Below are 21,706 nucleotides of genomic sequence, written 5' to 3' on the forward strand. Positions count from 1 at the left end.
GTGACCCGTCCCCTCCGCTTCACCCTCGCCGTCGCCACCGCCGCGGTCGCCGCCCTCGCCCTGTCGGCCTGCTCCGCCGGGGGCAGCAGCAACGCCGACGGCACCGTGACCGACGGCAAGCTCACGATCGCCACCGGTGACCCGGCGTACTCGCCCTGGGTCGAGGACAACAAGCCGCAGTCCGGCAAGGGCTTCGAGTCCGCCGTGGCCTACGCGGTCGCGAAGGAGATGGGCTACGGCAAGTCCGACGTCGTGTGGAAGCGCAGCACCTTCGACAGTGCCATCGCGCCGGGCCCGAAGGACTGGGACCTCAACGTCCAGCAGTTCTCGATCGACGCGAAGCGCAAGAAGGCCGTCGACATGTCGAGCGCCTACTACACGACGACCCAGGCGGTCGTGACGACCTCCGGGTCGAAGGCCGCCGGCGACACCACGATCGCTGCCCTCAAGCAGGACGCGATCGGCGTCGCGACCGGTTCGACGAGCATCGCGAGCGTCAAGGACGTCCTCGGTGTCACGCCGCAGGTGTTCAACTCCAACGACGACGCCGTGCTCGCGCTCAAGTCCGGGCAGATCGACGCGATCGTCACCGACCTGCCGACGGCGTTCTACATGGCCTCGGCCCAGGTCGACGACGGCACCGTGTCCGCGCAGTTCCCCGACGACGGCAAGGGCGACCAGTTCGGCTTCGTCCTGCCGAAGGACTCGGAGCTGACGAGCAAGGTCGACAAGGCCCTGAAGACCCTCGACGACGACGGCACCCTGCGGGACCTGCAGACCAAGTGGCTGTCGTCGGAGACCGGCACGCCGGTCCTGAAGTAACCGGATGACCCTGCCAGCAGGGGCCGGCACCCCGGTCGCCGCACCCGCGCCGAGCCAGGTCGAGCTCGAGCGTCGGCTCTACCGCCGCCAGCGTGGCCGTCGCTCGGTCGTGGTGTCGGTCGTCTCCACCCTGGTCGTGCTCGCCGTCGTGTACTTCGGCGTCGTGAACACCCCCGGCTGGGCAGCGGTGCAGCAGTCGTTCTTCGACCCGGAGACCGCGGTCGACACGTTCCCGGACATCCTGCTGGGCCTCTGGCTGAACGTCCGGATCCTGTTCTTCAGCGCCATCGGCGTCGCCGTGTTCGGCACGCTGCTCGCGGTCGTCCGCGGCCTGCGCAACCCGGTGTTCTTCCCGCTGCGGATGCTCGCGACCGGCTACACGGACCTGTTCCGTGGCCTGCCGCTCATCATCGTGCTCTACCTGGTGGGCTACGGCATCCCCGGGCTCGGGGTGTTCCCGCGGCTCCCCGCCGAGGTCTGGGGCACGATCGCGATCACCCTGACCTACTCGTCGTACATCGCCGAGGTGCTCCGCGCCGGCATGGAGGCCGTGCACCCCTCGCAGCGCCTGGCCGCCCGGTCGCTCGGACTCTCGCACGCCAAGACCCTGCGGCTGGTGGTGCTGCCGCAGGCGATCCGCAAGGTCACCCCGGCGCTGATGAACGACTTCGTGTCGATGCAGAAGGACGTCGGCCTGGTGTCGATCCTCGGGGCCGTCGACGCGGTCCGCTCCGCCCAGATCGCGCAGGCCGAGACCTACAACTTCACGCCGTACTTCGTCGCCGGGCTGCTGTTCGTGGTGATCAGCCTGCCGCTGATCCGCGTCACGGACGCGATCGCGCGTCGCCAGCAGCGGCGCGAGCAGATCGGAGGGACCGTATGAGCGAGGCCGACCAGGAGGCCCGTGGTGCGTCCGGTACGGACGCCGCGGTCCTCGAACTGCGCGGGTTGCGCAAGGCCTTCGGCGAGCACGAGGTCCTGCGCGGGATCGACCTGACGGTCCACCGCCACCAGGTCATCTGCGTCATCGGGGCTTCGGGCTCCGGCAAGTCGACGCTGCTCAAGACGGTCAACCTGCTCGAGGGCATCGACGACGGCGAGATCCTGCTGCAGGGCACGGACATCGCCGACCCGCGCGTCGCCGTCGACGCCGTTCGAGCACGCATCGGCGTGGTGTTCCAGCAGTTCAACCTGTTCCCGCACATGAGCGTGCTCGACAACGTCACGCTCGCCTCCCGCCAGGTGCACGGCATCGGACGGGCCCAGGCCGAGGACACCGCGCGCCGGCTGCTCGACCGGATCGGCCTCGCTTCGTTCGCCGATGCGTACCCCGACCGCCTGTCCGGTGGGCAGCAGCAGCGCGTCGCGATCGTCCGGGCGATCGCGTCGGACCCGGAACTCCTGCTGCTCGATGAGGTCACGAGCGCCCTCGACCCGCAGCTCGTCGGCGAGGTGCTCGACCTGGTCACCGAGCTGAAGCGGCAGGGTTCGACGATCCTGATGACGACGCACGAGATGCACTTCGCGCGGAACGTCGCCGACCGGATCGTGTTCCTGCACCGCGGCGAGGTCGTCGAACAGGGTTCCCCCGCCGACGTCCTCGACCACCCGCAGCACCCGGCGCTCGTCGAGTTCCTCGCCCGCGTGCACGCCTAGGGCGTCAGCAGCACCTTGCCGATCACCTCGCCGTCGCGCACGCGGCGGTGGGCCTCCTCGACCTCGGCCAGGGGCAGCACCGAGTCGATGACCGGGCGCACCCGGCCGTCGGCGACCAGCGGCCAGACGTTGTAGCGGACCGCCTCGACGATCGCGGCCTTCTCGGCGAGCGGCCGTGCGCGCAGGGTCGTGCCGCTGATCGTCGCGCGCTTCCGCATCAGCACCCCGAAGTCGAGCTCGGCGGTGCGGCCGCTGCCCGAGGCGATGACCGCGATGTGCCCGTTCGGGGCGAGGGCCTGCAGGTTCCGCTCCAGGTAGGACGGTCCGACGACGTCGAGCACCACGTCGACGCCGACACCGTCGGTGAACGCCATGACGCGCTCCACGAAGTCCTCGGTGCGGTGGTCGACCACCAGGTCGGCGCCGAGCTCACGGGACGCGGCGACCTTGCGGTCGCCGCCGCTCGTCGCGATCACCGTCGCACCGAGGGCCTTCGCCCACAGCACCGCGTGCGACCCCATGCCGCCGGTACCGCCGTGCACCAGGAGCGTCTGCCCCGGTCGGAGCCCGGCGAGCATGCCGATGTTGGAATAGACGGTGCAGGCGGCCTCGGGCAGCCCGGCCGCCTCGACCAGGTCGACGCCATCGGGGACCGGCAGCACCTGCGTGACCGGCGCGACCACGAGTGCCGCGTACCCGCCGCCGGAGAGCAGCGCGCACACCCGGTCGCCCACCGCCACGGTCGTGACGCCCGCACCGACGGCCCGCACGGTGCCGGAGACCTCGAGCCCGAGGATCTGCGAGGCTCCGGGCGGCGGCGGGTAGTTCCCCGCGCGCTGCTGCAGGTCGGCGTTGTTGACGCCGGCAGCGGCGACCTCGATCAGGACCTCGTCCCTACCGGGTTCCGGGTCGGGCAGGTCGGTGACGGACATGGAAGCGTCGTCGAACGTGATGGCTCGCATGCCCTCGACGGTACGCGCCACGTGCCTCCGGCCGGGTGCCGGTCGCCCACAACCCGGCCGGTCCCCCTGTGGATGTTCCCTGTACGCTCGATGACGGATCTGCACCTCATCCGGGGGAGTGCGGACAGATCGAGGGGGACTCTCCACCATGCCCAAGAAGCTCATCGCGCTGGCCACCGCCGGCCTCGCACTCACGCTGCTCGCCGGTTGCTCGACCGGGCCGTCCAAGGCCGAGCAGTGCACGCAGTTCGAGAAGACCGTCAAGTCCGCCGCCCAGGGCGTCCAGTCCGAGGCCGCGAACCTGCAGTCCGACCCGGACGCCGCCGTCACGAAGCTCAAGGAGCTCGACGAGAAGATCTCCGACGGCGTCGACGACCTGTCGGACGACGACCTGAAGGCCAAGGGCGACGCCTTCGAAGAGGCGTACGGCGACCTGGTCGACGACATCGAGGACATCGCCGACGACCCGCAGTCTGCCGACGTCTCGGCCCTGACGAAGTCCAGCACCAAGGTGCAGGACGCCGGCAACGCGTTCCAGAAGGAGTGCAACTCCTGATGCGCCGTACCCTCACGGCGCTCGCCACCGCCGGCCTCGCGCTCACGCTGCTCGCCGGCTGCTCGGGCGGCGACGGCGGTTCGTCCGACGGCGGCTCCTCCGGCGGCGACTCGGGCTCGTCCAGCGCCCCGTCGGCCTCGAAGACCGCCGCAGCGGCACCCGCCCAGACCAAGCAGGAAGCCTGCTCGCTGCTCGAGAACGAACTCGCGTCGTTCCTCAAGGAGCAGGGTTCCAGCTCTGCCCCGGCCGAGCCGAAGGCCCGTGCGGCGCTCGTCGACGAGTTCGTCCAGCGCATCGACTCGGCGCTGACGAAGGTCTCGAACGACCAGGTGCACGACACGTTCGAGGACTTCTCCGGCGCGGCCAAGGGCTACAGCTCGGCCATCCGCTCCGGCGCGGCCGAGGACTCCACCGAGGTCACGAAGGCCCAGTCCGAGGTGCAGACCACGCTCGACCAGGTCTCGGCGGTCTGCCCCGCCAAGAGCTGAGCGGGCACACGCCCGGCCACGCACGACGACGCCCCGCCGCTCCTGGACCAGGAGCGGCGGGGCATCGTGCTTCCCCCGTCGGGGGAACGGGCGTCAGACGGCCGCGGGCTGCGAGGCGTCGAGGCGTGCGACGTCCTCCGGCCGCAGCCGCACGGTCGGCGCCGTGATCGAGTTCAGGATCGACTGCGGCCGCGACGCACCGGGGATCGGCACGACGACGTCGCTCTTCTGCAGCTCCCACGCCAGGGCGATGACCTGCGGGGTGACCCCACGGTCGCGGGCGATGTACGCGAAGTCCTCGAACGCCGTGCCGAGGTCCGCCGCGCTCCCGATGCCACCGAGGGGGCTCCACGGCAGGAACGCGATGCCGAGCTCGTCGCACAGCTCGAGTTCCGGCTCGCTCGACCGGAACTTCGGCGAGTACTGGTTCTGCACCGACGCCAGGCGTCCGCCGAGCACCTCGTTCGCGGTGCGGATCTGGTCCGGGTCGGCGTTCGAGATGCCCGCCATCCGGATGACGCCCTCGTCGAGCAGCTCGGCGAGCGCCCCGATCGAGTCGGCGTACGGCACTGCCGGGTCGGGGCGGTGGAACTGGTACAGGCCGATCTGCTCGACGCCGAGCCGCTTCGCCGAGGCCTTCGCCGCCTCCTTCAGGTACTCCGGGTGCCCGTTCTGCGCCCAGTTGCCGGCCTCGGGGCGCAGGTGTCCGCCCTTCGTCGCGATGAGGACGTCCGAGGTGTCGTCGTGGAACTCCCGGACGGCCCGCGCGATGAGCTCCTCGTTGTGCCCCACCTCGTCGTGGCCGCCCAGGTGGTACGCGTCGGCGGTGTCGATGAGCGTGACACCGTTCTCGAGCGCTGCGTGGATCGTGGCGATGGACTGACGCTCGTCCGGTCGGCCCTCGATCGACATGGGCATCCCGCCCAGACCGATGGCACTGACGGACACGTCTCCGATGACTCGTTGCTTCATCGGCCCAGCATGCGCCGGGGGTGCGCTCGCACGCCCAGGTGGTCACGCCGTGGCCGTGACCGACAGGCGGACTGGAGGCGCGTGGCGGCCCCGCCTTCGCGCCTCCAGGCCGGAACGCACACGCGTTCTCGGACCCGGCAGGCGTCGGACGACGGCGTCCGGTCGGAAGGGTGGTGTCGGTGCGCCGGTCAGGCGCTGGCGGACACCGACGACGAGGCGGAACCGCTGTCGACGGCGTTCGCGAAGACGACCCCGCCCCACACGATGACGACGATCGCGAGCACGAAGCCGATCGCCGCGATCCACCACGACGGCTTCCGCCGGATCCACGCGCCGATCGACAGCACGATCGTGGCGACCCCGATGACGAAGGCACCACCGACCGCGACGGCCGCGCCACCGAAGTACCCGCCGGGCGTGCAGCCCGACGAGGCGTCGCACTCCGCCGTGGCCGAGGCGATCGCGACGATGCCGACGACCGCCGTGATCGCGGTCATGACGGCACCGAACACCAGGAGCAGCACCGTCGAGATCCGGTCGGCGAGCTTCGCCGGCGGGAACAGCGTGGTGCCACCGCGCTCCCACGCCGCGCGCTGCGCGTCCGTGGGACCGGAGGAGGACTGCGGCGGAGGGCCGGGGACGTTGGACCAGGTCATGCGTGCAGTCCTACCGCGCCTCGACCCCGAACGCCTGTGCGAGCCGCTGGATCTTCTGCGCCCGACCGAGCCGCGGCAGGTCGGAACCGTCGCGGATGACCCGGCCGCGGGCCTCGAAGTCGTCGAGGAAGTCCTGCGCCCAGGCGACGTCGGTCGGTGTGGGGGAGATGACCTCGTTGATGACGGGGAGCTGCTCGGTGTCCAGGCAGAGCTTGCCGGTGAGGCCGAGCGACACCGCCACCTGCGACTGCTCGCGGAGGATCGGGTGCGACGACCCGACCGTGGGGCCGTCGATCGGGCCCGGAAGGTCGCCGACGCGCGAAGCGACGACCAGCTTCGACCGCGGGTACGCCATCGCGAGCGTGTCGGCGCTGGTCCCGGTGTCGCGGCGGTAGTCGCCGGAACCGAAGGCCAGGCGGAACGCGCCCTGCGCCTTGGCGATCGACACGGACTCCTCGATGCCCAGGGCCGACTCGACCAGGGCGATCACCGGCGTCTGGCCGCCGAGCCGGTGCCAGGTGTCGGTGACCTGGGCGGGGGACTCGGTCTTGGCGAGCATGACGCCCTGCAGCCCGGGCAGGCCGCGGAGCTCCTCGACGTCGTCCGCCCAGAAGTCCGTCGTGACGTCGTTGATGCGCACCCAGGCCTCGCCACCGCCGGCCAGCCAGGCGGCGACGCCCTGCCGGGCCGAGGGCTTGGCGGCGGGGTCGACGGCGTCCTCGATGTCCAGGATGATCTGGTCGGCGCGGGAGCGCTGGGACTTGTCGAACCGGTCGGTGGCGGTGCCGGACACCAGCAGCCACGACCGTGAGATCTCGGCGGGGACCGATCGACGCCGGTTCGGCGTGGGGGCGGACGGAGCGGTGCGGTCGTCGATGGCCATGCCCCGTTGGTACCACACCGGACGGGGCCGCCGTCGGATCGGGCGCGCCGCACGTCGGGTCGGACGGTGGCGCACGGCGGGCCGGACGGCGGTCACGTCCGTGCGGAAACCCCGAAACCTCGGTTCATTGCCAGAGAGGCCGTCCGGTTCCGCCTACAGTGTCGGATGTGTGGCGAGCGGACAGGGTGACCGACGGTGAGGACGACGTGATCGACGACGTCCCCGTCGAGGGTGCCCGCGCGCGCCCCGACGACGATCGAGACGAGCAGCAGGACGTGGACCAGGAACGGACCGACGACGAGCCGGACCGCACGCTCCGCCCGGAGCTGCAGATGACGAGCCCGCAGGCGATCAGCCTCGGCGACCCGCGGCTGCAGGCCGGCAACGCGGCCGAACCGACGTGGGACGGCTGGCGCACCCAGCTGACCGGTGTCGGCGGCACGAGCCCGCTCACGCACTTCAGTGACCACCCGCGCGCCCGCATCGAGCTCTCGACCACCCACCCGGGCGGTCTCGCGCAGTTCATCACCGGCAAGACGACCCTGCTGTCCAGCCTGATCCGCGACGAGGTGGCGCTCCGTGCCGCCCGCGTGGCCGCTGGACACGTCGAGGCGAAGGGCACCGAGCTGGCCACCGTGCGCGGCATCGACGCCGTGAAGCTCGGCATCGGCATGGCCGATTGGAAGCACGGCGACGAGCAGTTCCGCGGCCCGGTGCTCCTGCGCCCCCTGGCGATCCGCCGGCACGGACGCGACTTCGAGGTTCGCCTGCTCGGCGAACCGGTGCTCAACCCGGGCCTCGCCGACGCGCTGCACGAGCAGTTCGGGGTCATCCTCGACGCGCAGTCCTTCGTGGCCCTCGCGCAGCAGGACGGCTCCTTCACGCCGAACCCCGTCATCGACCGCCTGCGTGGTCTGACCGCGCACATCCCCGGCTTCTCAGTGCACGCACGCCTCGTGGTGTCCACCTTCGCCGAGGTCGCGACCGGCATGGTCGAGGACACCGGCGACCTGTCGCACCCCGTGCTCGACGCCCTCGCCGGCAACCCGAGCGCGAAGTGGCAGGTCGAGCAGTCCTACCACCCGGTCGAGCAGACCCCGTCGGACGAGCGCAGCCCGGAGACCGACACACTCCTGCTCGACGCCGACGACGAGCAGGAGAACGTGATCGCGCAGATCACGGCCGGCAACTCCATCGTCGTGAAGACCCTGCCGGGCACCGGTGGCACGCAGACCATCGTGAACGCCCTGGGTGGCCTGGTCGCCGCGAACAAGCGCGTGCTCGTCGTGAGCCCGCGCCGCGCCACCCTGCGGGGCATCGCCGCCCGCTTCGGCGAGGTCCAGCTGCCCGGGGTCGCGGTCACGCCGTCGACCCTGCGCCGTGACGTCGTCCGTGCCATCGCCCGGAACGAGAAGGCCGCGCGTCCGAACCTCCGCGAGGTCGACGACGCCCTGGTCCGCCTGCGCAAGGTGCTCAAGGACTACCGGGGCTCGCTCACCCGCAAGGACCCCGACTTCGGCGTCTCGGTGCTCGACTGCCTGGTGGAGCTGTCGCGCCTGTCGCTGCTGCCCGTCGCCCCGTCGACCACCGCGCGCCTGTCGAAGCAGTCCGTCGCCTCGATGGTCGAGGGCCGCTCGCGCGTCGCCGAGACGATGGTCAGCGCTGCGAACCTCGGTGAGTTCCGCTACGGGCCCGACGACTCGCCCTGGTACGGCGCGAAGTTCGGTTCGAGCGACGGTGCCCAGCGTGCGCACCGCATCGCGAAGGACCTCGACGCCGACGGCCTGCCGACCCTGCTCCGCCGCGCCCACGACCTGGTGAGCTCGACGCACATGCGCCAGTTCACGACGATCAACGAGCTCGGCATCTACCTGCGCCTGCTCACCGAGATCCGCGACACGCTCGACCGCTTCCTGCCGGTGGTCTTCGACCGCTCGGTGTCCGAGCTCGTGGCCGCCACCGCCCCCCGCGGCGAGGGCGCCCCGATGTCGTCGACGAACCGTCGCCGGCTCAAGAAGCTCGCCCGCGAGTACGTCCGACCGGGCGTGCACGTGTCCGACCTGCACGAGGCCCTGACCCGCGTCCAGCAGCAGCGGGTGCTCTGGCAGCGCTACGTCGCCGCCGGCGTGAACCCCGAGGTGCCCACGGGCATCGCCGACGTCCAGGTGCTGTTCTCGAACGTCGCCGAGGACCTCGCGCGCCTCGACGATCCGCTGGGCCGCACCGAGCGGGACCGCCAGCTCGCGAACACCCCGGTCGACCAGCTCGTCCCGACCATCGCCGAGCTCGCCGCCGAGTCCGACGTCCTGCACAACCTGCAGGAGCGCACCGAGCTCATGCAGACCCTGCGCGACCTGCAGCTCGAACCGCTCATCACCGACCTGGCGAACCGGCACGTGCCGGACGTGCAGGTGCCGGCCGAGCTCGAGCTCGCCTGGTGGCAGTCCGCCCTCGAGACCATGCTCGAGTCCGACCGGGCGCTGCTCGGCGCCAACACCGACATGCTCGACCGGGTCGAGGCCGACTTCCGCCTGGTGGACGACGCCCACGCGGCCGGGGTCTCCCAGGGCCTGGCGTGGCAGCTCGCCGAGAACTGGAAGGTCGGTCTCGTCGACTGGCCCGAAGAAGCGACCGCGCTCAAGACCCAGCTCCGCGACGGCGCGATCACCTCGCGCCTGCTGCAGGACTCCGCACCGCACCTGTCCCGGTCGATCGCACCCGTCTGGCTCGCCAGCCCGTACGAGGTGCCGCAGATCGCCGACACGATGCCGTTCGACACCGTGATCCTGGTCGACGCCGGCGCCGTGACGATCGCCGAGACCGTCGGTGCCGTCCGACGTGCCCGGCAGACCGTCGTGTTCGGCGACCCGGTCACCCAGACGCCGTCGCCGTTCCGCATCGCCGTGGACCCCGAGCACCGGGCGCTGCAGGTCGACGAGGGCACGCTCGACGCGTTCCACGCCGACTCCGCCCTGGCGAAGCTGTCCACCCTGCTGCCGACCCTGTCACTGTCGCGGTCGTACCGCGCCGGCGGCGAGGACCTGGCCGAGCTCGTGAACCGTCGCTTCTACGGCGGCAAGATCGAGTCCCTGCCGTGGGCCGGCTCGTTCCTCGGCCACGGCTCGATCGCGCTCGACTACGTCAGCGACGGCAAGGCCGTGCCCGACCCCGAGTCCGGTGCCGTCGAGAGCGTCGACGCCGAGGTGGACCGCGTGGTCCGCCTCGTCATCGACCACGCTCGCACCCGTCCGACCGAGTCGCTCATGGTCATCACCGCATCGGCGAAGCACGCCGTGCGCGTCGAGCAGGCCGTGCTGACCGCCGCCCAGGGCCACAAGGACCTGACCGAGTTCGTCATCGGCGACCGCGCCGAGCCGTTCATCGTGGCGACGCTCGAGCAGTCGGTGGCGCAGAGCCGCGACCGCGTCGTGTTCTCCATCGGCTACGGCCGGACCCCGCACGGCCGCGTGCTGCGCGACTTCGGTCCGCTCGGCAAGCCCGGCGGCGAGCGGCTGCTGGCCGTCGCCATGACCCGTGCGCGTCGCTCGATGGTCATCGTCACCTGCTTCCAGCCGTCGGACATCGAGGCCGAGCGCATGGGCCACGGCACCGTCGCCCTCGCCGAGATCCTGGCCGAGGTGCGTGCGCGCACCACCGCCGAGTACGTGCCGGACGACTCCGACCCGCTGCTCGTCGACCTGGCCCGGCGCCTCGAGATGCGTGGCATCCCGGTGGCGCTCGGACACCGCGGCAAGCTCGGCCTCGTCGCCGCGCACGGCGGGGTCTGCGTCACGATCGAGACCGACGCGTCGCTGGTCAAGGGGTCGCTGCGCGAGTCCCTGCGCCTGCGCCCCGAGGTGCTCCGCCGACTCGGTTGGCACTACGTGCGCGTGCACGCGTTCCAGCTGTTCTCCGACCCGGACCGCGTCGCCGACACCGTCGCGTCCGTACTTGGGGTCGACCGCGGTGCCACCCAGGAGATCTCGATCCCGCCGATCCCCGCCCGCCGATGAGCCGTCGGGCCTCTCGGCCCGCCGGTCCGGTGACGCCGGAGACGGACCAGCTGGTGGGCACGTGGACGCGGGTCGACGACGCGTCGTCAGCCGCGCCTCCCGTCCGTCCCGCCGCTGACGGAGGCGAGACGGCGGACCAGCCGGGAGGCCCGGTGCGGCGCCGCAGACGCGTCACCACCCAGCCGGTGGCGGGCTACGACCCGACGCCGCCGCCGGAACCGGCGCGGCACCGCGACGGTGAGAACGACGACCAGCTCCGGCGCGACGTCCCCCCGCACTGGTAACCGGTAGCCTGGCCCGTGATGACTGACACCGCGCGACAGCGCCCCGACTGGCAGACCTGGCCGAATCTGATCACGCTGTTCCGCCTCGTGCTGATCCCGGTGTTCATCGGCCTCGTCGTCGCCGGCCACCCGGGGTGGGCGCTCGTCGCCCTCGTCGTGATCGGCGTGAGCGACTGGGCGGACGGCTTCATCGCGCGCAAGTTCGACCAGGGCTCCAAGCTCGGCAAGGCCATCGACCCCGTCGCCGACCGCCTGGCCATCATCGCGATCGTGCTGTCCCTGGTGCTCGTCGGCCTGCTGCCCTGGTGGGTGGTGGCCGTCGTCGTGCTCGTCGACCTGGTGCTCGTCGTCCTGTCGAGCGTGCTGTTCCACGGCAACCCGGACCTCGACGTCACGTGGACGGGCAAGATCCGCTCGGCCCTGCTGTTCGTCGGGCTGCCGGTGCTGCTGTTCTCCGCGGTGCACACCGTCGACGAGAACGCGCCGTGGGTCCGGGTCGTGGCCCTGGTGTTCGTGTACCTCGGCACCGCGGGGCACGTGCTCGCCGGCGCGCAGTACGCCGTCGCGATGTTCGCGAAGCGCCGCGCGGTCCCCGCCGCCTGACGGGCCCCTCTTCGCAAAACACCGGTGTTCACGCTGCGCACCGCGGTTTGCGGGGGTGCAGAGCGGGAACACCGGTGTCGTGCGAAGGCGCCGGGGCTAGAGCTTCGTCGAGCCGCCGATGCCGGGCCCCTCGGGAGCGTTCGACGGGGCGATGTGTGCGCCCGTGCTGGTCGCGCCGCCGTTCTGCGGGCGGAGCAGGTCGCGGATCTCGAGCAGCACCTCGACGTCGGTCGGGGGCACGTCCTGCGGGGTCTGCTGCTCGTCGTTCTTGACACGCTCGAACGCCACCTTCTTCAGGTGGTTGACGGGCACGACGAGCGCGAAGTACACGACCGCGGCGACGATGACGAAGTTGATGACCGCGCCGATGATCGCGCCGAAGAGGATCTCCGCCGGCTTGCCGCCGGACACCGTCGGGATGTAGACGATGAGCGCCTTGTCCAGGCTCGACGCGTTGAACACCGCACCGATGAGCGGGTTGATGAGGCTGGTGACGATCGTGCTGACGATCGCGGTGAACGCCGCACCGATGACGACTGCGACGGCCAGGTCGATGACGTTGCCGCGGAGCAGGAACTCCTTGAAGCCCTTCATGCGAGGGTCTCCTTCCGGGTCGAGGACGGCCGCCGAGTGGCGACGCGCCCCAACCTATCCGGAGAGCGAAGACCGCGTCAGGACGCGGCGGGCTTCGAGCCGCTGGGCTTCGACTCGGCCTTCTTCGCCGGCTCGGACTTCGCCGGCGCGCTCGACGAGCCCTCGGACTTCGGGGCCGGGCGCGAGTCGGTGCGGTAGAAGCCGCCGCCGTTGAAGGTCACGCCGACCGGGGAGAACACCTTGCGCAGGACGCCGCCGCAGACCGGGCACTCCGTCAGGGTGGCGTCGGAGAAGGACTGCTTGATGTCGAACGCGTTGTCGCACTCGGTGCAACGGTACGAGTAGGTGGGCACGTCAGCTCCGGAACGTGATGATGCGCGACGGCGTGATGATGCCGTCAACGGGTTCGTCGTGGGGTTCGCGCGGGACCTCGTCGAGGTACTCCGCGTCGAAGATCACAGCATAGACGGGCGGACGGTTCGCCATGGACCCGAGGGTCTTGTCGTAGTAGCCGCGCCCCCAGCCCATGCGGACACCGTCGTGCCCGACCGCCGCCGCCGGGGCGAGGATCGCGTCGACGTCGTTGATCGCGAGCGGGGACAGGACCTCGCCGACGACCTCGGGCAGGCCGAGCAGGCTCTCGGTCTCGCTCTCGCCGTCGCCGACGGCCCAGTCGAGCAGCCCGTCCTCGCGGGTGATCGGCAGCAGCACGCGGATGCCCTGCCCGAACGCCCAGTTCAGGAACGGCCGGACGTTCGGCTCGTCCGGTGCGGACAGGTACAGGGCGAGGGACGCCACCTGGCGTTCCTCGACGAAGCGCTGCAGGGTCGCGGTCAGGGTCTCGGTGTCCGCGTCGCGTTCGGTCGTGGTCCGGGTGCGCCGCCGCTGCCGGAGTTCGGCTCGCAGGGCGCGCTTCTCGTTCCCGAGATCGGCGATCATGCGCAGGAGTCTACCGAGGGGCACGGTTGCGGCTTCCCGCCGGGAACACGCGGGGTCCCGTGTCCCCCGGAGCGACGACATGCCCTCGAAAGGGGGATCGGATACGGTCTGAGCATGGGCTTCCAGATTTCGAAGGCGGTGATCCCGGCCGCAGGGCTGGGCACCCGCTTCCTCCCCGCGACCAAGGCGATGCCGAAGGAGATGCTCCCCGTCGTCGACAAGCCGGCCATCCAGTACGTGGTGGAAGAGGCTGTCGGTGCCGGGCTGACCGACGTGCTGATGATCACCGGGCGCAACAAGAACGCGCTCGAGAACCACTTCGACCACGTGTCGGAGCTCGAGGAGACCCTCCGCAAGAAGGGCGACCACGAGAAGCTGCAGAAGGTGAACCAGTCGACGGACCTCGCCGACATGCACTACGTGCGACAGGGTGACCCGCTCGGCCTCGGCCACGCGGTGCTCCGCGCGAAGATGCACGTCGGCCGTGAGCCGTTCGCCGTGCTCCTCGGTGACGACATCATCGACGCTCGTGACCCGCTGCTCCAGCGCATGATCGAGGTCCAGGGCGAGAAGAACGCCACCATCGTGGCCCTGCTCGAGGTCCCCGAGTCGCAGACCCACCTGTACGGCATCGCCACGGTCGAGCCGACCGACACCGACGACGTGGTGAAGATCACCGGCCTCGTCGAGAAGCCCCCGCAGGGCGAAGCGCCCTCGAACCTGGCCATCATCGGCCGCTACGTCATCCGTCCCGAGGTCTTCGACGTCCTCGAGAAGCAGGAGCCGGGCAAGGGCGGCGAGATCCAGCTGACCGACGCGCTCATGAAGATGGCGAGCGCCGAAGAGTGGACCGGCGGCGTGTACGGCGTCGTGTTCCGTGGACGCCGGTACGACACGGGTGACAAACTCGACTACATCAAGGCGATCGTGCAGCTCGCCTCGGACCGCGATGACCTCGGCCCCGACCTCAAGTCGTGGCTGAAGGAGTTCAACGCGGGCGAATAGTCGGCCATCCCGCTCGGGTCCGGTGATCACGGACCCGGGCGGGACACCCCGTCCCGCACCGGGGCGGGACCCCGGAGGAACCCAGCGATGACGACGATCCCGACCCTGTCCCACGGGCGGGTCACCATCCGGCCCCTCCGGCTCCGCGACACCCGCGACCTCGACGCGGCACTCGCGACGAACCGTTCGTGGCTCCGCACCTGGGAGGCCACGAACCCCTCCGGACACGTCTCCACCGACGTCCGGGGCAGCATCCGCGCGCTCCAGGCCAACGCCCGCGCGGGACTCGGACTCCCGTTCGCGATGGAACTCGACGGCCGTTTCGTCGGGCAGCTCAACGTCTCCGGCATCTCCTACGGCTCGCTCGCGAGCGCCTCCATCGGCTACTGGGTCGTCGAGGACGCCGCCGGCCACAACGTGACGCCGATCTCCGTCGCCCTCGCCGTCGACCACTGCTTCCGCTCGCTCGGCGTGCACCGGATCGAGATCTGCATCCGGCCGGAGAACGCCCCGAGCCTGCGCGTCGTCGAGAAGCTCGGCTTCCGGTACGAGGGACTCCGTCGCCGGTACATCCACATCAACGGGGACTGGCGCGACCACTTCTGCTTCGCGCTGGTGGCCGAAGAGGTCCGCGGGGGCGTCCTCGAGCGCTGGGTCCAGGGGCAGGTGCCGTCCGGCGTGGGGGCCGTGCCGCTCGCCGCACGCGACGAGGCGGCGATGCCGCTGGACACGACGCCCCGCATCTGACGTCCCACGTCTGACGGGCCTGGAGGCGCGGGTCGCCTCCCACGGATTCCGCCCCGACACGCGCAACACGCGTCCGGCAATGACGCGGCGCGGGAACCGCCGCCCCTACCGTGTTCGCATGGCAGGAATCGGCTCGTGGGGTGGTGGCATCGTCCTGCTCGTCGCGGCCGTCCTCTGGCTCGTCTACCTGATGCCGTCGTGGGCCGCCCGCCGCCAGTACCTGGCCACCGAGCGGAACGCCATCCGGCTGCAGCAGACCCTCCGGATCCTCGCGCAGACCGCCGAGCTGCCGGACGAGGTCCGCATCGAGATGAACGCGAAGTCCCTCGCCCAGGCGCAGCGCGTCGCCCGGTCCGAAGAGGCCAAGCGCACCGCCATCGTCCGGGCCCACGAAGCCGCTCGGCAGCGCGAGATCACCCGCCGCCTGGCCGAGCAGGCCCCGGTGCTCGAGCGGGCGTCCGCCGTGCCGGCCCTGACCGCGATGCGCATGCGCCGGTCCCGGCTCGGGGCAACTCTGTTCGGCACGCTCGGCGTCGTCATCGCCCTCGTGGTCTTCGTCGCGGCACCGTCGCTCTGGCTCGTCGGTGTCGCCGGAATCGTCGCCGCCGGTGGGTCCGCAGCGGTCCTGGCCCAGCTGCACCAGGTGGCGACGGCGCGGAAGCAGCGTCTCGCGGCCGCCGAGACGGGCGCGACCCGCGCCTCCCGGCCGGCCACCGCATGGACGGACCCGGCGCCGCCCCTGTCGACCGAGCAGCCTGCCGAGCCTGCAGCAGACCGCTCCTGGACCCCGAACCACGTTCCGAAGCCCCTCTACGTGGAGCGGCCGGCCGCTCCGGCCGCGTCGCCCGAATCGTCGGCGGAACTCGCTGCCCGGCTGAAGGAGCGCGTCGCCGCGGCCAAGGCGGAAGCCGAGGCCGAAGCGGCCGCGATCCGCGCCGGGGAGTCCGACCCGTCGCTGGCGCGGGTGTCGCGGATGCGACCCGAACTCGAAGAGGCTGCGGCGTCGCTGTCCGCGCACGACCAGGGGCGTCTGGCCGAACGGCTCGGGCTCCGGGCCCCCGCCGCCCCTGCTGCGTCGGCCGGCGTTGCTCCTGGCGCTCCTGCTCCCGGAGCTCCTGCTCCCGGCGCTCCTGCTCCCGCCGACGAGCCCGCCGGGCCGCCGAGCAAGTGGGCCGGCATGGGTGTCCTCGACGACGACGCCTACCAGCAGGCCGACCTCGACGCGATCATGCGACGGCGCCGCGCGGTCTGACCCGCGGCACGCCCGACGGGCCACCTGCGATTTCGGCTGGGCCGAACGAGGGTGCTATTGTGGTCGAGCACTTGGGGCTATGGCGCAGTTGGTAGCGCGTCTCGTTCGCAATGAGAAGGTCAGGGGTTCGAATCCCCTTAGCTCCACCAGGTAGCAACCACGAGAACGGCCCGGAACCCACAGGTTCCGGGCCGTTCTGTCGTTGGCGGACGTGTCGAGGGGATCGTCCTCCACAGACCGAGTCAGGTGGATCGTTCGACACAGTTCACGGACAGGGGTGGTGTGTTGTCCAACGCACCGCCCTAGACTCCCCGTGCGCCGACCGGCGCGGGAAACGGGGGAACACGTGCGCTTCAGGACCGCCATCGCATCGATCGGCACGGTGCTCGCCGTCGCCGCCGGGCTCGCCGTCGTCGGGCCGGTCGCGCCGGCATCGGCAGCGGCCCCGACGACCGGCCGGTTCACCCCCGTCGCACCGGCACGAGCCTGGTCCGGCACCGCGACGAGCACCGCGACGACGGTCACCCTCGGCGGCAGGAACGGCATCCCCGCTTCGGCCACGGCTGTCGTGCTCACCGCGACGGTGAACGCGCCGAGCGCCGCCGGGTACGTCAGTGTTGCCCCTGCCGGCAGCACGGCGAGCCCCGCGATCCAGAACTTCCGCCTGGGGCAGCCGATCTCCGGCACGACCACGGTCGGCCTCACCTCGGGCAAGGCCCAGGTGAAGGTGTCCGCGGGCAAGGCCACCGTTTCGCTCGACGTTGCGGGGTGGTACGGCACGAGTACTTCCGGTTCCACGTACACGCCGCTGCCGCCGACGAACGTGCTGAACGGGACGGTGTCCACCGCGGCGAAGAAGATCGTGGTCGCGGGGAAGGCGGGTGTCCCGGCGAACGCCACCGCAGTGGTGCTCCAGACCGACGTCTCCCGCCCCGCAACGAGTGGTCGGCTGCGGATCACCCCGTCCGGCAACAACGCCGGGGTCGTCTCGTTGATGTACGAGAAGGGCATCACCGTCGCCAACACGACCACGGTCAGGCTCTCCGGCGGCGCCGTGCAAGCGCGAGTCTCCTCCGGATCCGCACGGGTGCTCGCCGACGTGGTCGGGTACTACGCGCCGAACGCCGACGGTTCGGTCTTCGTCCCCGCGCACCCGGTCCGAGCTGCGACCGTCGCTGCCGGGACCACCGCGAAGAAGGTCACCGTCGCCGGCACCGCAGGTGTCCCGCGCAATGCGACCGCTGCGGTCATCAACGCGAAGGTCGGCAAGGGAAGCACCGGGGGATCACTCCGCGTCGTCGGTGCGGGGCTGGCCTCGAGCGTGCCGACGCAGGTCTACGCCAAGGGGCAGACGATCGGGAACGCCTTGATCGCGCCGCTCGCAGCCGGAGGGCAGGTGCAGGCGAAGGTGTCCGGCGGGACTGCGACGGTCTACGTCGACGTCGTGGGGTACTTCCTCGATGGATCGACGGGTTCGGGGACCGGCGTGGACATCTCCTGGCCGCAGTGCGGCAAGACCGTCCCCACTGACCAGTCGTTCGGGATCGTCGGGGTGAACGGTGAACGGGCCAACACGACGAACCCCTGCTTGCAACAGCAGCTCGGCTGGGCCGAGGCCTCCGCCGGCGGCACCGCCCAGCCGACGACGCAGGTCTACTCGCTCTTCACGAACCCCGGGGCACGGGCAGCCTCGGTGTGGCCGACGTCGAACCTCGCGCCGAACGGCCAGACAGTCGCTGTGCCCACGGCGTACGGCACCTGCACACCGCAGTCCGGCGCGCAGTCGACCTGGAAGACGACGGCAGCGTGCTCGTACATGTACGGGTACGCCCGCGCCTACGAAGCAGCCAACACCCGCGGAGTCACCAATCCTGGTCAGTACCGCTGGTGGCTCGACGTCGAGACCGGGCTGTCGTACGTCACCTCGGACGCCGGGCAGAACCGTGCGGCGCTCGAGGGCATGACGAAGGCCCTGCAGGACGCGGGAGTGACCCAGATCGGGGTCTACTCGACCTCGTACCAGTTCAACAAGATCATGGGGACCGTCCCGGCATCGAGTCCGCTCCGGCCGCTGCCGAGCTGGATCGCGCTCGGTGCAGCCCGACTCGACCAGGCTCAGGCGGCCTGCTCCGGCGCTCGTCTGCTCGGTGGACCCATCAGGATGACGCAGTACGTCACGCCGTTCGGCTCGACCGCGATCGACCGCGACTGGTCCTGCAGCTGACGCAGGGGCACGCGACCTGCGACGGTTCGCGAGCGGATCGGCGCGCATCATGACGGCGAGCGCGAGTCGCAGACGGGCGGGAGGCCCGGTGCCAGCTGGCACCGGGCCTCCCGTCCGTCTGTGGGTCGCGTCGGACCCGTCCCCGCCGTCGACGTGTCAGCCGGCGATGCTCTCCGTCAGCACGCCGGACTGCGCGAAGGTGGTGTGGATCGCGTTCGCGGCCTGCTCGAAGGCCCGGTTGCCGCGCGAGATGCCGAGCGCTCCACCCTTGATCGCGGACTTGCCCGAGCCGCGCAGCAGTCGGGCGACCGTGCGGCCGTCCGGGGCGATCATGATCTGCACGTCGAGGCGGGTGTGGAACGTGCGGTCGTTCGCCATGCCGCCGATGAGGAGCGTCAGGCCGAGGCTGCCGCGGGTCGCACGGAGTGCCCCCTGCTCGGCGTCGTCGACGGTGTAGCCCTCGCGGGACAGCGCCTCACGCACCTGGGCACGGGCGGTCTCGGGGTCGGTGGCGACGAAGAAGTCGTGGCTCTCGGGCATGTGTGTTCCTTCCGAACGGGTCCGCTGGGACACGGAGGACGCTCGCCCCCGAAGACGATCATGCCGTGTCGGAACGACGGAGGTGTCGCTTACGCTGGTCGTGTCATGACTGCCTCGATGAACCGCCGCGCACTCCTGTCCCTCGCCGGCGTCGCCGGGATCGGGCTCGCCGTCGCGGCGTGCTCCTCCGGCAGCGACAAGGGCGGCGACTCGGGCAAGGGTTCGGGCGGCGGGCGCGGGAGCTCCGGGGGTGCGGACGCATCGTCCACCCCGACGGCGAAGCCCGTCGCGAAGGCCGTCACTCCAGCGCAGGTCCCGCTCGCCGGTGGCGTCACGATCACCGTGACGGGGACCGGACTCGCCGCCGTCAAGGGCGTCACCGTCGGCGGTGTCGCTGCGCGCGACGTCACGGCGACCGCGTCGAAGGTGACCTTCACGGCCCCGCACCAGGCGATGTACACCGCCGGTGACGCCGACGTCGCGCTCTTCACCTCGGTGATCGAGCCCACCGCGTCGGCGAACCAGTCCTCTGACGGCAACGGCAGCGCCGCGAACGACGGGCAGAGCGGCGCCACCCAGGACACCGCGACGACCACGCCGACCCCGACCGCCGCCGCGACGCCCGCTGCGGGCAGCGCGGTCGCCGCGACCACCCTGGCCTACGCCGCACTGACCGACGTCGACCGGCAGCTCGCCTACGCGATGCGGTACTGGAAGGACTACAACCTCGCCGAGTACGGCACGATGAACCCGATCGGCGGCGACTGCGCGAACTACGTCAGCCAGACGCTCATCGCCCGCGGGTGGGAGCAGCGGTCCGACTGGTACAACCGCGCGGCCGGTGCCGAGCACAGTGCGACGTGGACCTACTGCCCGACGATGGACCCGTGGCTCGAGACCAACGCGGCGGAGTTCGGGCTCACCCGGCGTTCGTCGGACGAGCGCGACAAGGTGCAGGTCGGCGACATCGTGTTCTTCGACTGGAACGCCAACGGCTCACCGGACCACACGACCATCGTGTCCGAGGTCTTCACCGAGTCCGACGGCACCATCCGCATCAAGTCGGCGAGCCACAACCAGGACGGCCCCTACCGCGACCTCGACGAGATGATCACGGTGCAGCACCCCGGTGGATCGGCCTGGTTCCACACGTTCGACGCGTAGCGCTGACGCGGCCCGCAAGACACCGGTGTTCGCGCGTCGCACCGCGGTCTGCGCGTGTTCAATCGGCGAACACCGGTGTCTTGCAGCGCCGACGGACAGTACCGCTCACGGGTACCCGAGGAACCACAGCAGCACGATCGCGACCGGCTGCAGGCACACCCCGACGACCAGCCACGCCACCGTCCGCCGCCGTGTCCCCACGAAGACGTCCGATCCGAGCAACGGTGCCATCGGCATGAGCAACCGCGGCAACGACTGCTGCGGCAGGAACACCGCCACCAGGTACAGCCCGTAGGACGCCGTGAACGCGAGCACGTCGGGGCCCAGTGCCCTGGTGCTCCTGCGTGAGAAGAACCACACGGCGCCGGCGAGCACCACCACGACGAGCACGATGCCGAGCGGCCCGAGCCACGTCGACGCCATCGTGAACCACGGTGTCAGCGGCGCGAAGTGCTGCCGCCCGACGAACCCCACCCACCACGACAGCTCGGTGTCCAGGTACGCGTTCGGCCGCCCCGTCACGGCCGTCGCGATGACGGGCCACGCAAGTCCCGCAGCCGCGACGACCAGGCCGGTCACCACGATCGCGATCCGGTCCCGCCACGGGAACGCGTCCTGCTGCCGGCGCCAGGCCACCCACCGCACGACCAGGTGCACGGCCAGTGCCAGCGCCAGCGCGAGGACCCCGGGCTTCGTGAACGCCGCCACGACACCGAGCGGCGCGATCAGCCAGTACCGTCGCCGCACAAGCGCCAGCAGCGCGCCGAACAGCAGCACGAGCAGCAGGCTCTCCGCGTAGGCGACCTGCAGCAGGAACCCAGTCGGCGCGAACGCGAACAGGGCCGTCGCCCAGCGGGCCCGGTGCGAGCAGCCGACGGCGAGCACCAGCCGGTACAGCAGCACGCAGGCGCCCGCTCCGGCGATCGACGCCACCACGACCCCGGCGACCCAGAACGAGGCGCCGGTCAGCGTCATCACGATCCGCACCACCGCGGGGAACACCGGCAGGAACGCCCACGCGTTCGGCAGGACGTGCCCGGAGTCGTCGACCGGCAGCGTCGCCGGGTAGCCGTGCTCGGCGATGGTCCGGTAGAACGAGGCGTCCCACGAGCCCGAGAACGTGAAGAACGAGGGATCCTGCCGGTACGAGGCGAACGGCCAGCCGTTCGCGGTCGCCAGCAGGTACACGGTCGCCAGCAGCACCGTGCTGACCACCCGCGAGCCCGCCCAGATCAGCAGCGGTGCGGTCCAGGCGCTGCGCCGTCCGGTCAGCAGGCTGCGGAACCCCCGCCTGGAGGCCCGGCTCGCTTCCGCCACGCTCGTCACCCGCCCGATCCTCCCAGATC

At 71.2% G+C, this 21,706-nt stretch carries 21 protein-coding genes and 1 tRNA gene; 13 read left to right on the forward strand and 9 right to left on the reverse strand.

Features of this window, described 5'->3' with window-relative positions; all coding sequences use genetic code 11:
* Genes DEJ09_RS14520 through DEJ09_RS14530 form a run of 3 tightly spaced genes read left to right on the forward strand, consistent with a single transcriptional unit; the run spans position 1 to position 2,478 of the window.
* Entirely contained in the window at positions 1-822 is an 822-nt protein-coding gene (locus DEJ09_RS14520) for an ABC transporter substrate-binding protein (protein WP_111038990.1), read from the forward strand.
* 4 nt (positions 823-826) lie between these two features.
* Positions 827-1,705 (forward strand): amino acid ABC transporter permease, encoded by an 879-nt coding sequence (locus DEJ09_RS14525; RefSeq protein ID WP_110862374.1) that lies wholly within the window; start codon positions 827-829, stop codon positions 1,703-1,705.
* Complete coding sequence (locus DEJ09_RS14530) at positions 1,702-2,478, forward strand: amino acid ABC transporter ATP-binding protein (RefSeq protein ID WP_111089057.1); 777 nt, start codon at positions 1,702-1,704, stop codon at positions 2,476-2,478. Before DEJ09_RS14525 ends, DEJ09_RS14530 begins: the two co-directional genes overlap by 4 nt.
* Here DEJ09_RS14530 and DEJ09_RS14535 read toward each other — a convergent pair.
* On the reverse strand, positions 2,475-3,440 hold the full coding sequence (locus DEJ09_RS14535; protein ID WP_111089058.1) for an NAD(P)H-quinone oxidoreductase: 966 nt from the start codon (positions 3,438-3,440) through the stop codon (positions 2,475-2,477). The two genes, DEJ09_RS14530 and DEJ09_RS14535, sit on opposite strands and share 4 nt — an antisense overlap.
* Positions 3,441-3,588: 148 nt before the next feature.
* Here DEJ09_RS14535 and DEJ09_RS14540 point away from each other — a divergent pair, with 148 nt between their 5' ends.
* The gene (locus DEJ09_RS14540; RefSeq protein ID WP_071404030.1) at positions 3,589-3,996 is read left to right on the forward strand and encodes a hypothetical protein; all 408 of its coding nucleotides are present in this window, start codon (positions 3,589-3,591) and stop codon (positions 3,994-3,996) included.
* Complete coding sequence (locus DEJ09_RS14545; protein ID WP_111089059.1) at positions 3,996-4,484, forward strand: hypothetical protein; 489 nt, start codon at positions 3,996-3,998, stop codon at positions 4,482-4,484. Before DEJ09_RS14540 ends, DEJ09_RS14545 begins: the two co-directional genes overlap by 1 nt.
* 93 nt (positions 4,485-4,577) lie before the next feature.
* Here the strand turns inward: DEJ09_RS14545 and DEJ09_RS14550 are convergent, their stop codons facing one another.
* The 3 genes from DEJ09_RS14550 to DEJ09_RS14560 form a co-directional block, all read right to left on the reverse strand.
* On the reverse strand, positions 4,578-5,456 hold the full coding sequence (locus tag DEJ09_RS14550) for an aldo/keto reductase (RefSeq protein ID WP_071244093.1): 879 nt from the start codon (positions 5,454-5,456) through the stop codon (positions 4,578-4,580).
* Between the two features lie 188 nt (positions 5,457-5,644).
* Complete coding sequence (locus tag DEJ09_RS14555) at positions 5,645-6,112, reverse strand: DUF6264 family protein (protein WP_111089060.1); 468 nt, start codon at positions 6,110-6,112, stop codon at positions 5,645-5,647.
* Positions 6,113-6,122: 10 nt separating this feature from the next.
* A complete protein-coding gene (locus DEJ09_RS14560) occupies positions 6,123-6,995 on the reverse strand; it encodes a CoA ester lyase (RefSeq protein ID WP_017887994.1) in 873 nt (290 codons plus the stop codon).
* A gap of 185 nt (positions 6,996-7,180) precedes the next feature.
* Between DEJ09_RS14560 and DEJ09_RS14565 the strand changes: the two genes are divergently transcribed.
* Both DEJ09_RS14565 and DEJ09_RS14575 read left to right on the forward strand, forming a co-directional pair.
* The gene (locus DEJ09_RS14565) at positions 7,181-11,008 is read left to right on the forward strand and encodes an ATP-binding protein (protein ID WP_111089061.1); all 3,828 of its coding nucleotides are present in this window, start codon (positions 7,181-7,183) and stop codon (positions 11,006-11,008) included.
* Positions 11,009-11,310: 302 nt separating this feature from the next.
* Positions 11,311-11,895 carry a CDP-alcohol phosphatidyltransferase family protein gene (locus DEJ09_RS14575; RefSeq protein ID WP_051596961.1) on the forward strand — a complete coding sequence of 195 codons (585 nt, stop codon included), beginning with the start codon at positions 11,311-11,313 and terminating at the stop codon, positions 11,893-11,895.
* Between the two features lie 96 nt (positions 11,896-11,991).
* On the opposite strand, the gene mscL is transcribed toward DEJ09_RS14575, so the two are convergent.
* The 3 genes from mscL to DEJ09_RS14590 all read right to left on the reverse strand — a co-directional run bounded on the left by mscL (position 11,992) and on the right by DEJ09_RS14590 (position 13,428).
* Positions 11,992-12,489 (reverse strand): large conductance mechanosensitive channel protein MscL, encoded by a 498-nt coding sequence (mscL, locus tag DEJ09_RS14580; RefSeq protein WP_111089062.1) that lies wholly within the window; start codon positions 12,487-12,489, stop codon positions 11,992-11,994.
* Between the two features lie 77 nt (positions 12,490-12,566).
* Entirely contained in the window at positions 12,567-12,842 is a 276-nt protein-coding gene (locus DEJ09_RS14585; protein WP_111089063.1) for an FmdB family zinc ribbon protein, read from the reverse strand.
* Position 12,843: 1 nt separating this feature from the next.
* Positions 12,844-13,428, reverse strand: a complete 585-nt coding sequence (locus tag DEJ09_RS14590) for a 5-formyltetrahydrofolate cyclo-ligase (RefSeq protein ID WP_111089064.1) — start codon at positions 13,426-13,428, stop codon at positions 12,844-12,846.
* A 114-nt stretch (positions 13,429-13,542) separates the two neighbouring features.
* Between DEJ09_RS14590 and galU the strand changes: the two genes are divergently transcribed.
* From galU to DEJ09_RS14615, 5 genes are all read left to right on the forward strand, one after another.
* Positions 13,543-14,433: a UTP--glucose-1-phosphate uridylyltransferase GalU gene (galU, locus tag DEJ09_RS14595; protein ID WP_027466560.1), complete on the forward strand. Its 891-nt coding sequence runs from the start codon at positions 13,543-13,545 to the stop codon at positions 14,431-14,433.
* A gap of 87 nt (positions 14,434-14,520) precedes the next feature.
* Positions 14,521-15,180 carry a GNAT family N-acetyltransferase gene (locus DEJ09_RS14600; protein ID WP_111089065.1) on the forward strand — a complete coding sequence of 220 codons (660 nt, stop codon included), beginning with the start codon at positions 14,521-14,523 and terminating at the stop codon, positions 15,178-15,180.
* A 118-nt stretch (positions 15,181-15,298) separates the two neighbouring features.
* Entirely contained in the window at positions 15,299-16,432 is a 1,134-nt protein-coding gene (locus DEJ09_RS14605; protein WP_111089066.1) for a hypothetical protein, read from the forward strand.
* A gap of 73 nt (positions 16,433-16,505) precedes the next feature.
* A tRNA-Ala gene (locus tag DEJ09_RS14610) sits at positions 16,506-16,581 on the forward strand.
* 197 nt (positions 16,582-16,778) lie between these two features.
* Positions 16,779-18,656, forward strand: a complete 1,878-nt coding sequence (locus tag DEJ09_RS14615) for a hypothetical protein (protein WP_111089067.1) — start codon at positions 16,779-16,781, stop codon at positions 18,654-18,656.
* A 156-nt stretch (positions 18,657-18,812) separates the two neighbouring features.
* Here the strand turns inward: DEJ09_RS14615 and DEJ09_RS14620 are convergent, their stop codons facing one another.
* Complete coding sequence (locus DEJ09_RS14620) at positions 18,813-19,196, reverse strand: hypothetical protein (RefSeq protein ID WP_071405149.1); 384 nt, start codon at positions 19,194-19,196, stop codon at positions 18,813-18,815.
* Between the two features lie 105 nt (positions 19,197-19,301).
* Between DEJ09_RS14620 and DEJ09_RS14625 the strand changes: the two genes are divergently transcribed.
* Positions 19,302-20,360, forward strand: coding sequence for an amidase domain-containing protein (locus DEJ09_RS14625; protein ID WP_181433376.1), 1,059 nt, complete (start codon positions 19,302-19,304; stop codon positions 20,358-20,360).
* A 105-nt stretch (positions 20,361-20,465) separates the two neighbouring features.
* Here DEJ09_RS14625 and DEJ09_RS14630 read toward each other — a convergent pair whose 3' ends face one another.
* A complete protein-coding gene (locus DEJ09_RS14630) occupies positions 20,466-21,686 on the reverse strand; it encodes a hypothetical protein (RefSeq protein WP_181433377.1) in 1,221 nt (406 codons plus the stop codon).
* Positions 21,687-21,706 lie beyond the last annotated feature (20 nt).

This window comes from Curtobacterium sp. MCLR17_055, from assembly GCF_003234305.1.
GTDB classification, from domain to species: Bacteria; Actinomycetota; Actinomycetes; order Actinomycetales; family Microbacteriaceae; genus Curtobacterium; species Curtobacterium flaccumfaciens.

Excerpts from the sequence above, each read along its gene's own strand:
- DEJ09_RS14525 (WP_110862374.1), top strand. The coding sequence starts at position 827 with ATGACCCTGCCAGCAGGGGCCGGCACCCCGGTCGCCGCACCCGCGCCG.
- DEJ09_RS14530 (WP_111089057.1), top strand. The coding sequence starts at position 1,702 with ATGAGCGAGGCCGACCAGGAGGCCCGTGGTGCGTCCGGTACGGACGCC.
- DEJ09_RS14535 (WP_111089058.1), bottom strand. The coding sequence starts at position 3,440 with ATGCGAGCCATCACGTTCGACGACGCTTCCATGTCCGTCACCGACCTG.
- DEJ09_RS14540 (WP_071404030.1), top strand. The coding sequence starts at position 3,589 with ATGCCCAAGAAGCTCATCGCGCTGGCCACCGCCGGCCTCGCACTCACG.
- DEJ09_RS14545 (WP_111089059.1), top strand. The coding sequence starts at position 3,996 with ATGCGCCGTACCCTCACGGCGCTCGCCACCGCCGGCCTCGCGCTCACG.
- DEJ09_RS14550 (WP_071244093.1), bottom strand. The coding sequence starts at position 5,456 with ATGAAGCAACGAGTCATCGGAGACGTGTCCGTCAGTGCCATCGGTCTG.
- DEJ09_RS14555 (WP_111089060.1), bottom strand. The coding sequence starts at position 6,112 with ATGACCTGGTCCAACGTCCCCGGCCCTCCGCCGCAGTCCTCCTCCGGT.
- DEJ09_RS14560 (WP_017887994.1), bottom strand. The coding sequence starts at position 6,995 with ATGGCCATCGACGACCGCACCGCTCCGTCCGCCCCCACGCCGAACCGG.
- DEJ09_RS14575 (WP_051596961.1), top strand. The coding sequence starts at position 11,311 with ATGACTGACACCGCGCGACAGCGCCCCGACTGGCAGACCTGGCCGAAT.
- mscL (WP_111089062.1), bottom strand. The coding sequence starts at position 12,489 with ATGAAGGGCTTCAAGGAGTTCCTGCTCCGCGGCAACGTCATCGACCTG.
- DEJ09_RS14590 (WP_111089064.1), bottom strand. The coding sequence starts at position 13,428 with ATGATCGCCGATCTCGGGAACGAGAAGCGCGCCCTGCGAGCCGAACTC.
- galU (WP_027466560.1), top strand. The coding sequence starts at position 13,543 with ATGGGCTTCCAGATTTCGAAGGCGGTGATCCCGGCCGCAGGGCTGGGC.
- DEJ09_RS14600 (WP_111089065.1), top strand. The coding sequence starts at position 14,521 with ATGACGACGATCCCGACCCTGTCCCACGGGCGGGTCACCATCCGGCCC.
- DEJ09_RS14605 (WP_111089066.1), top strand. The coding sequence starts at position 15,299 with ATGGCAGGAATCGGCTCGTGGGGTGGTGGCATCGTCCTGCTCGTCGCG.
- DEJ09_RS14620 (WP_071405149.1), bottom strand. The coding sequence starts at position 19,196 with ATGCCCGAGAGCCACGACTTCTTCGTCGCCACCGACCCCGAGACCGCC.
- DEJ09_RS14625 (WP_181433376.1), top strand. The coding sequence starts at position 19,302 with ATGACTGCCTCGATGAACCGCCGCGCACTCCTGTCCCTCGCCGGCGTC.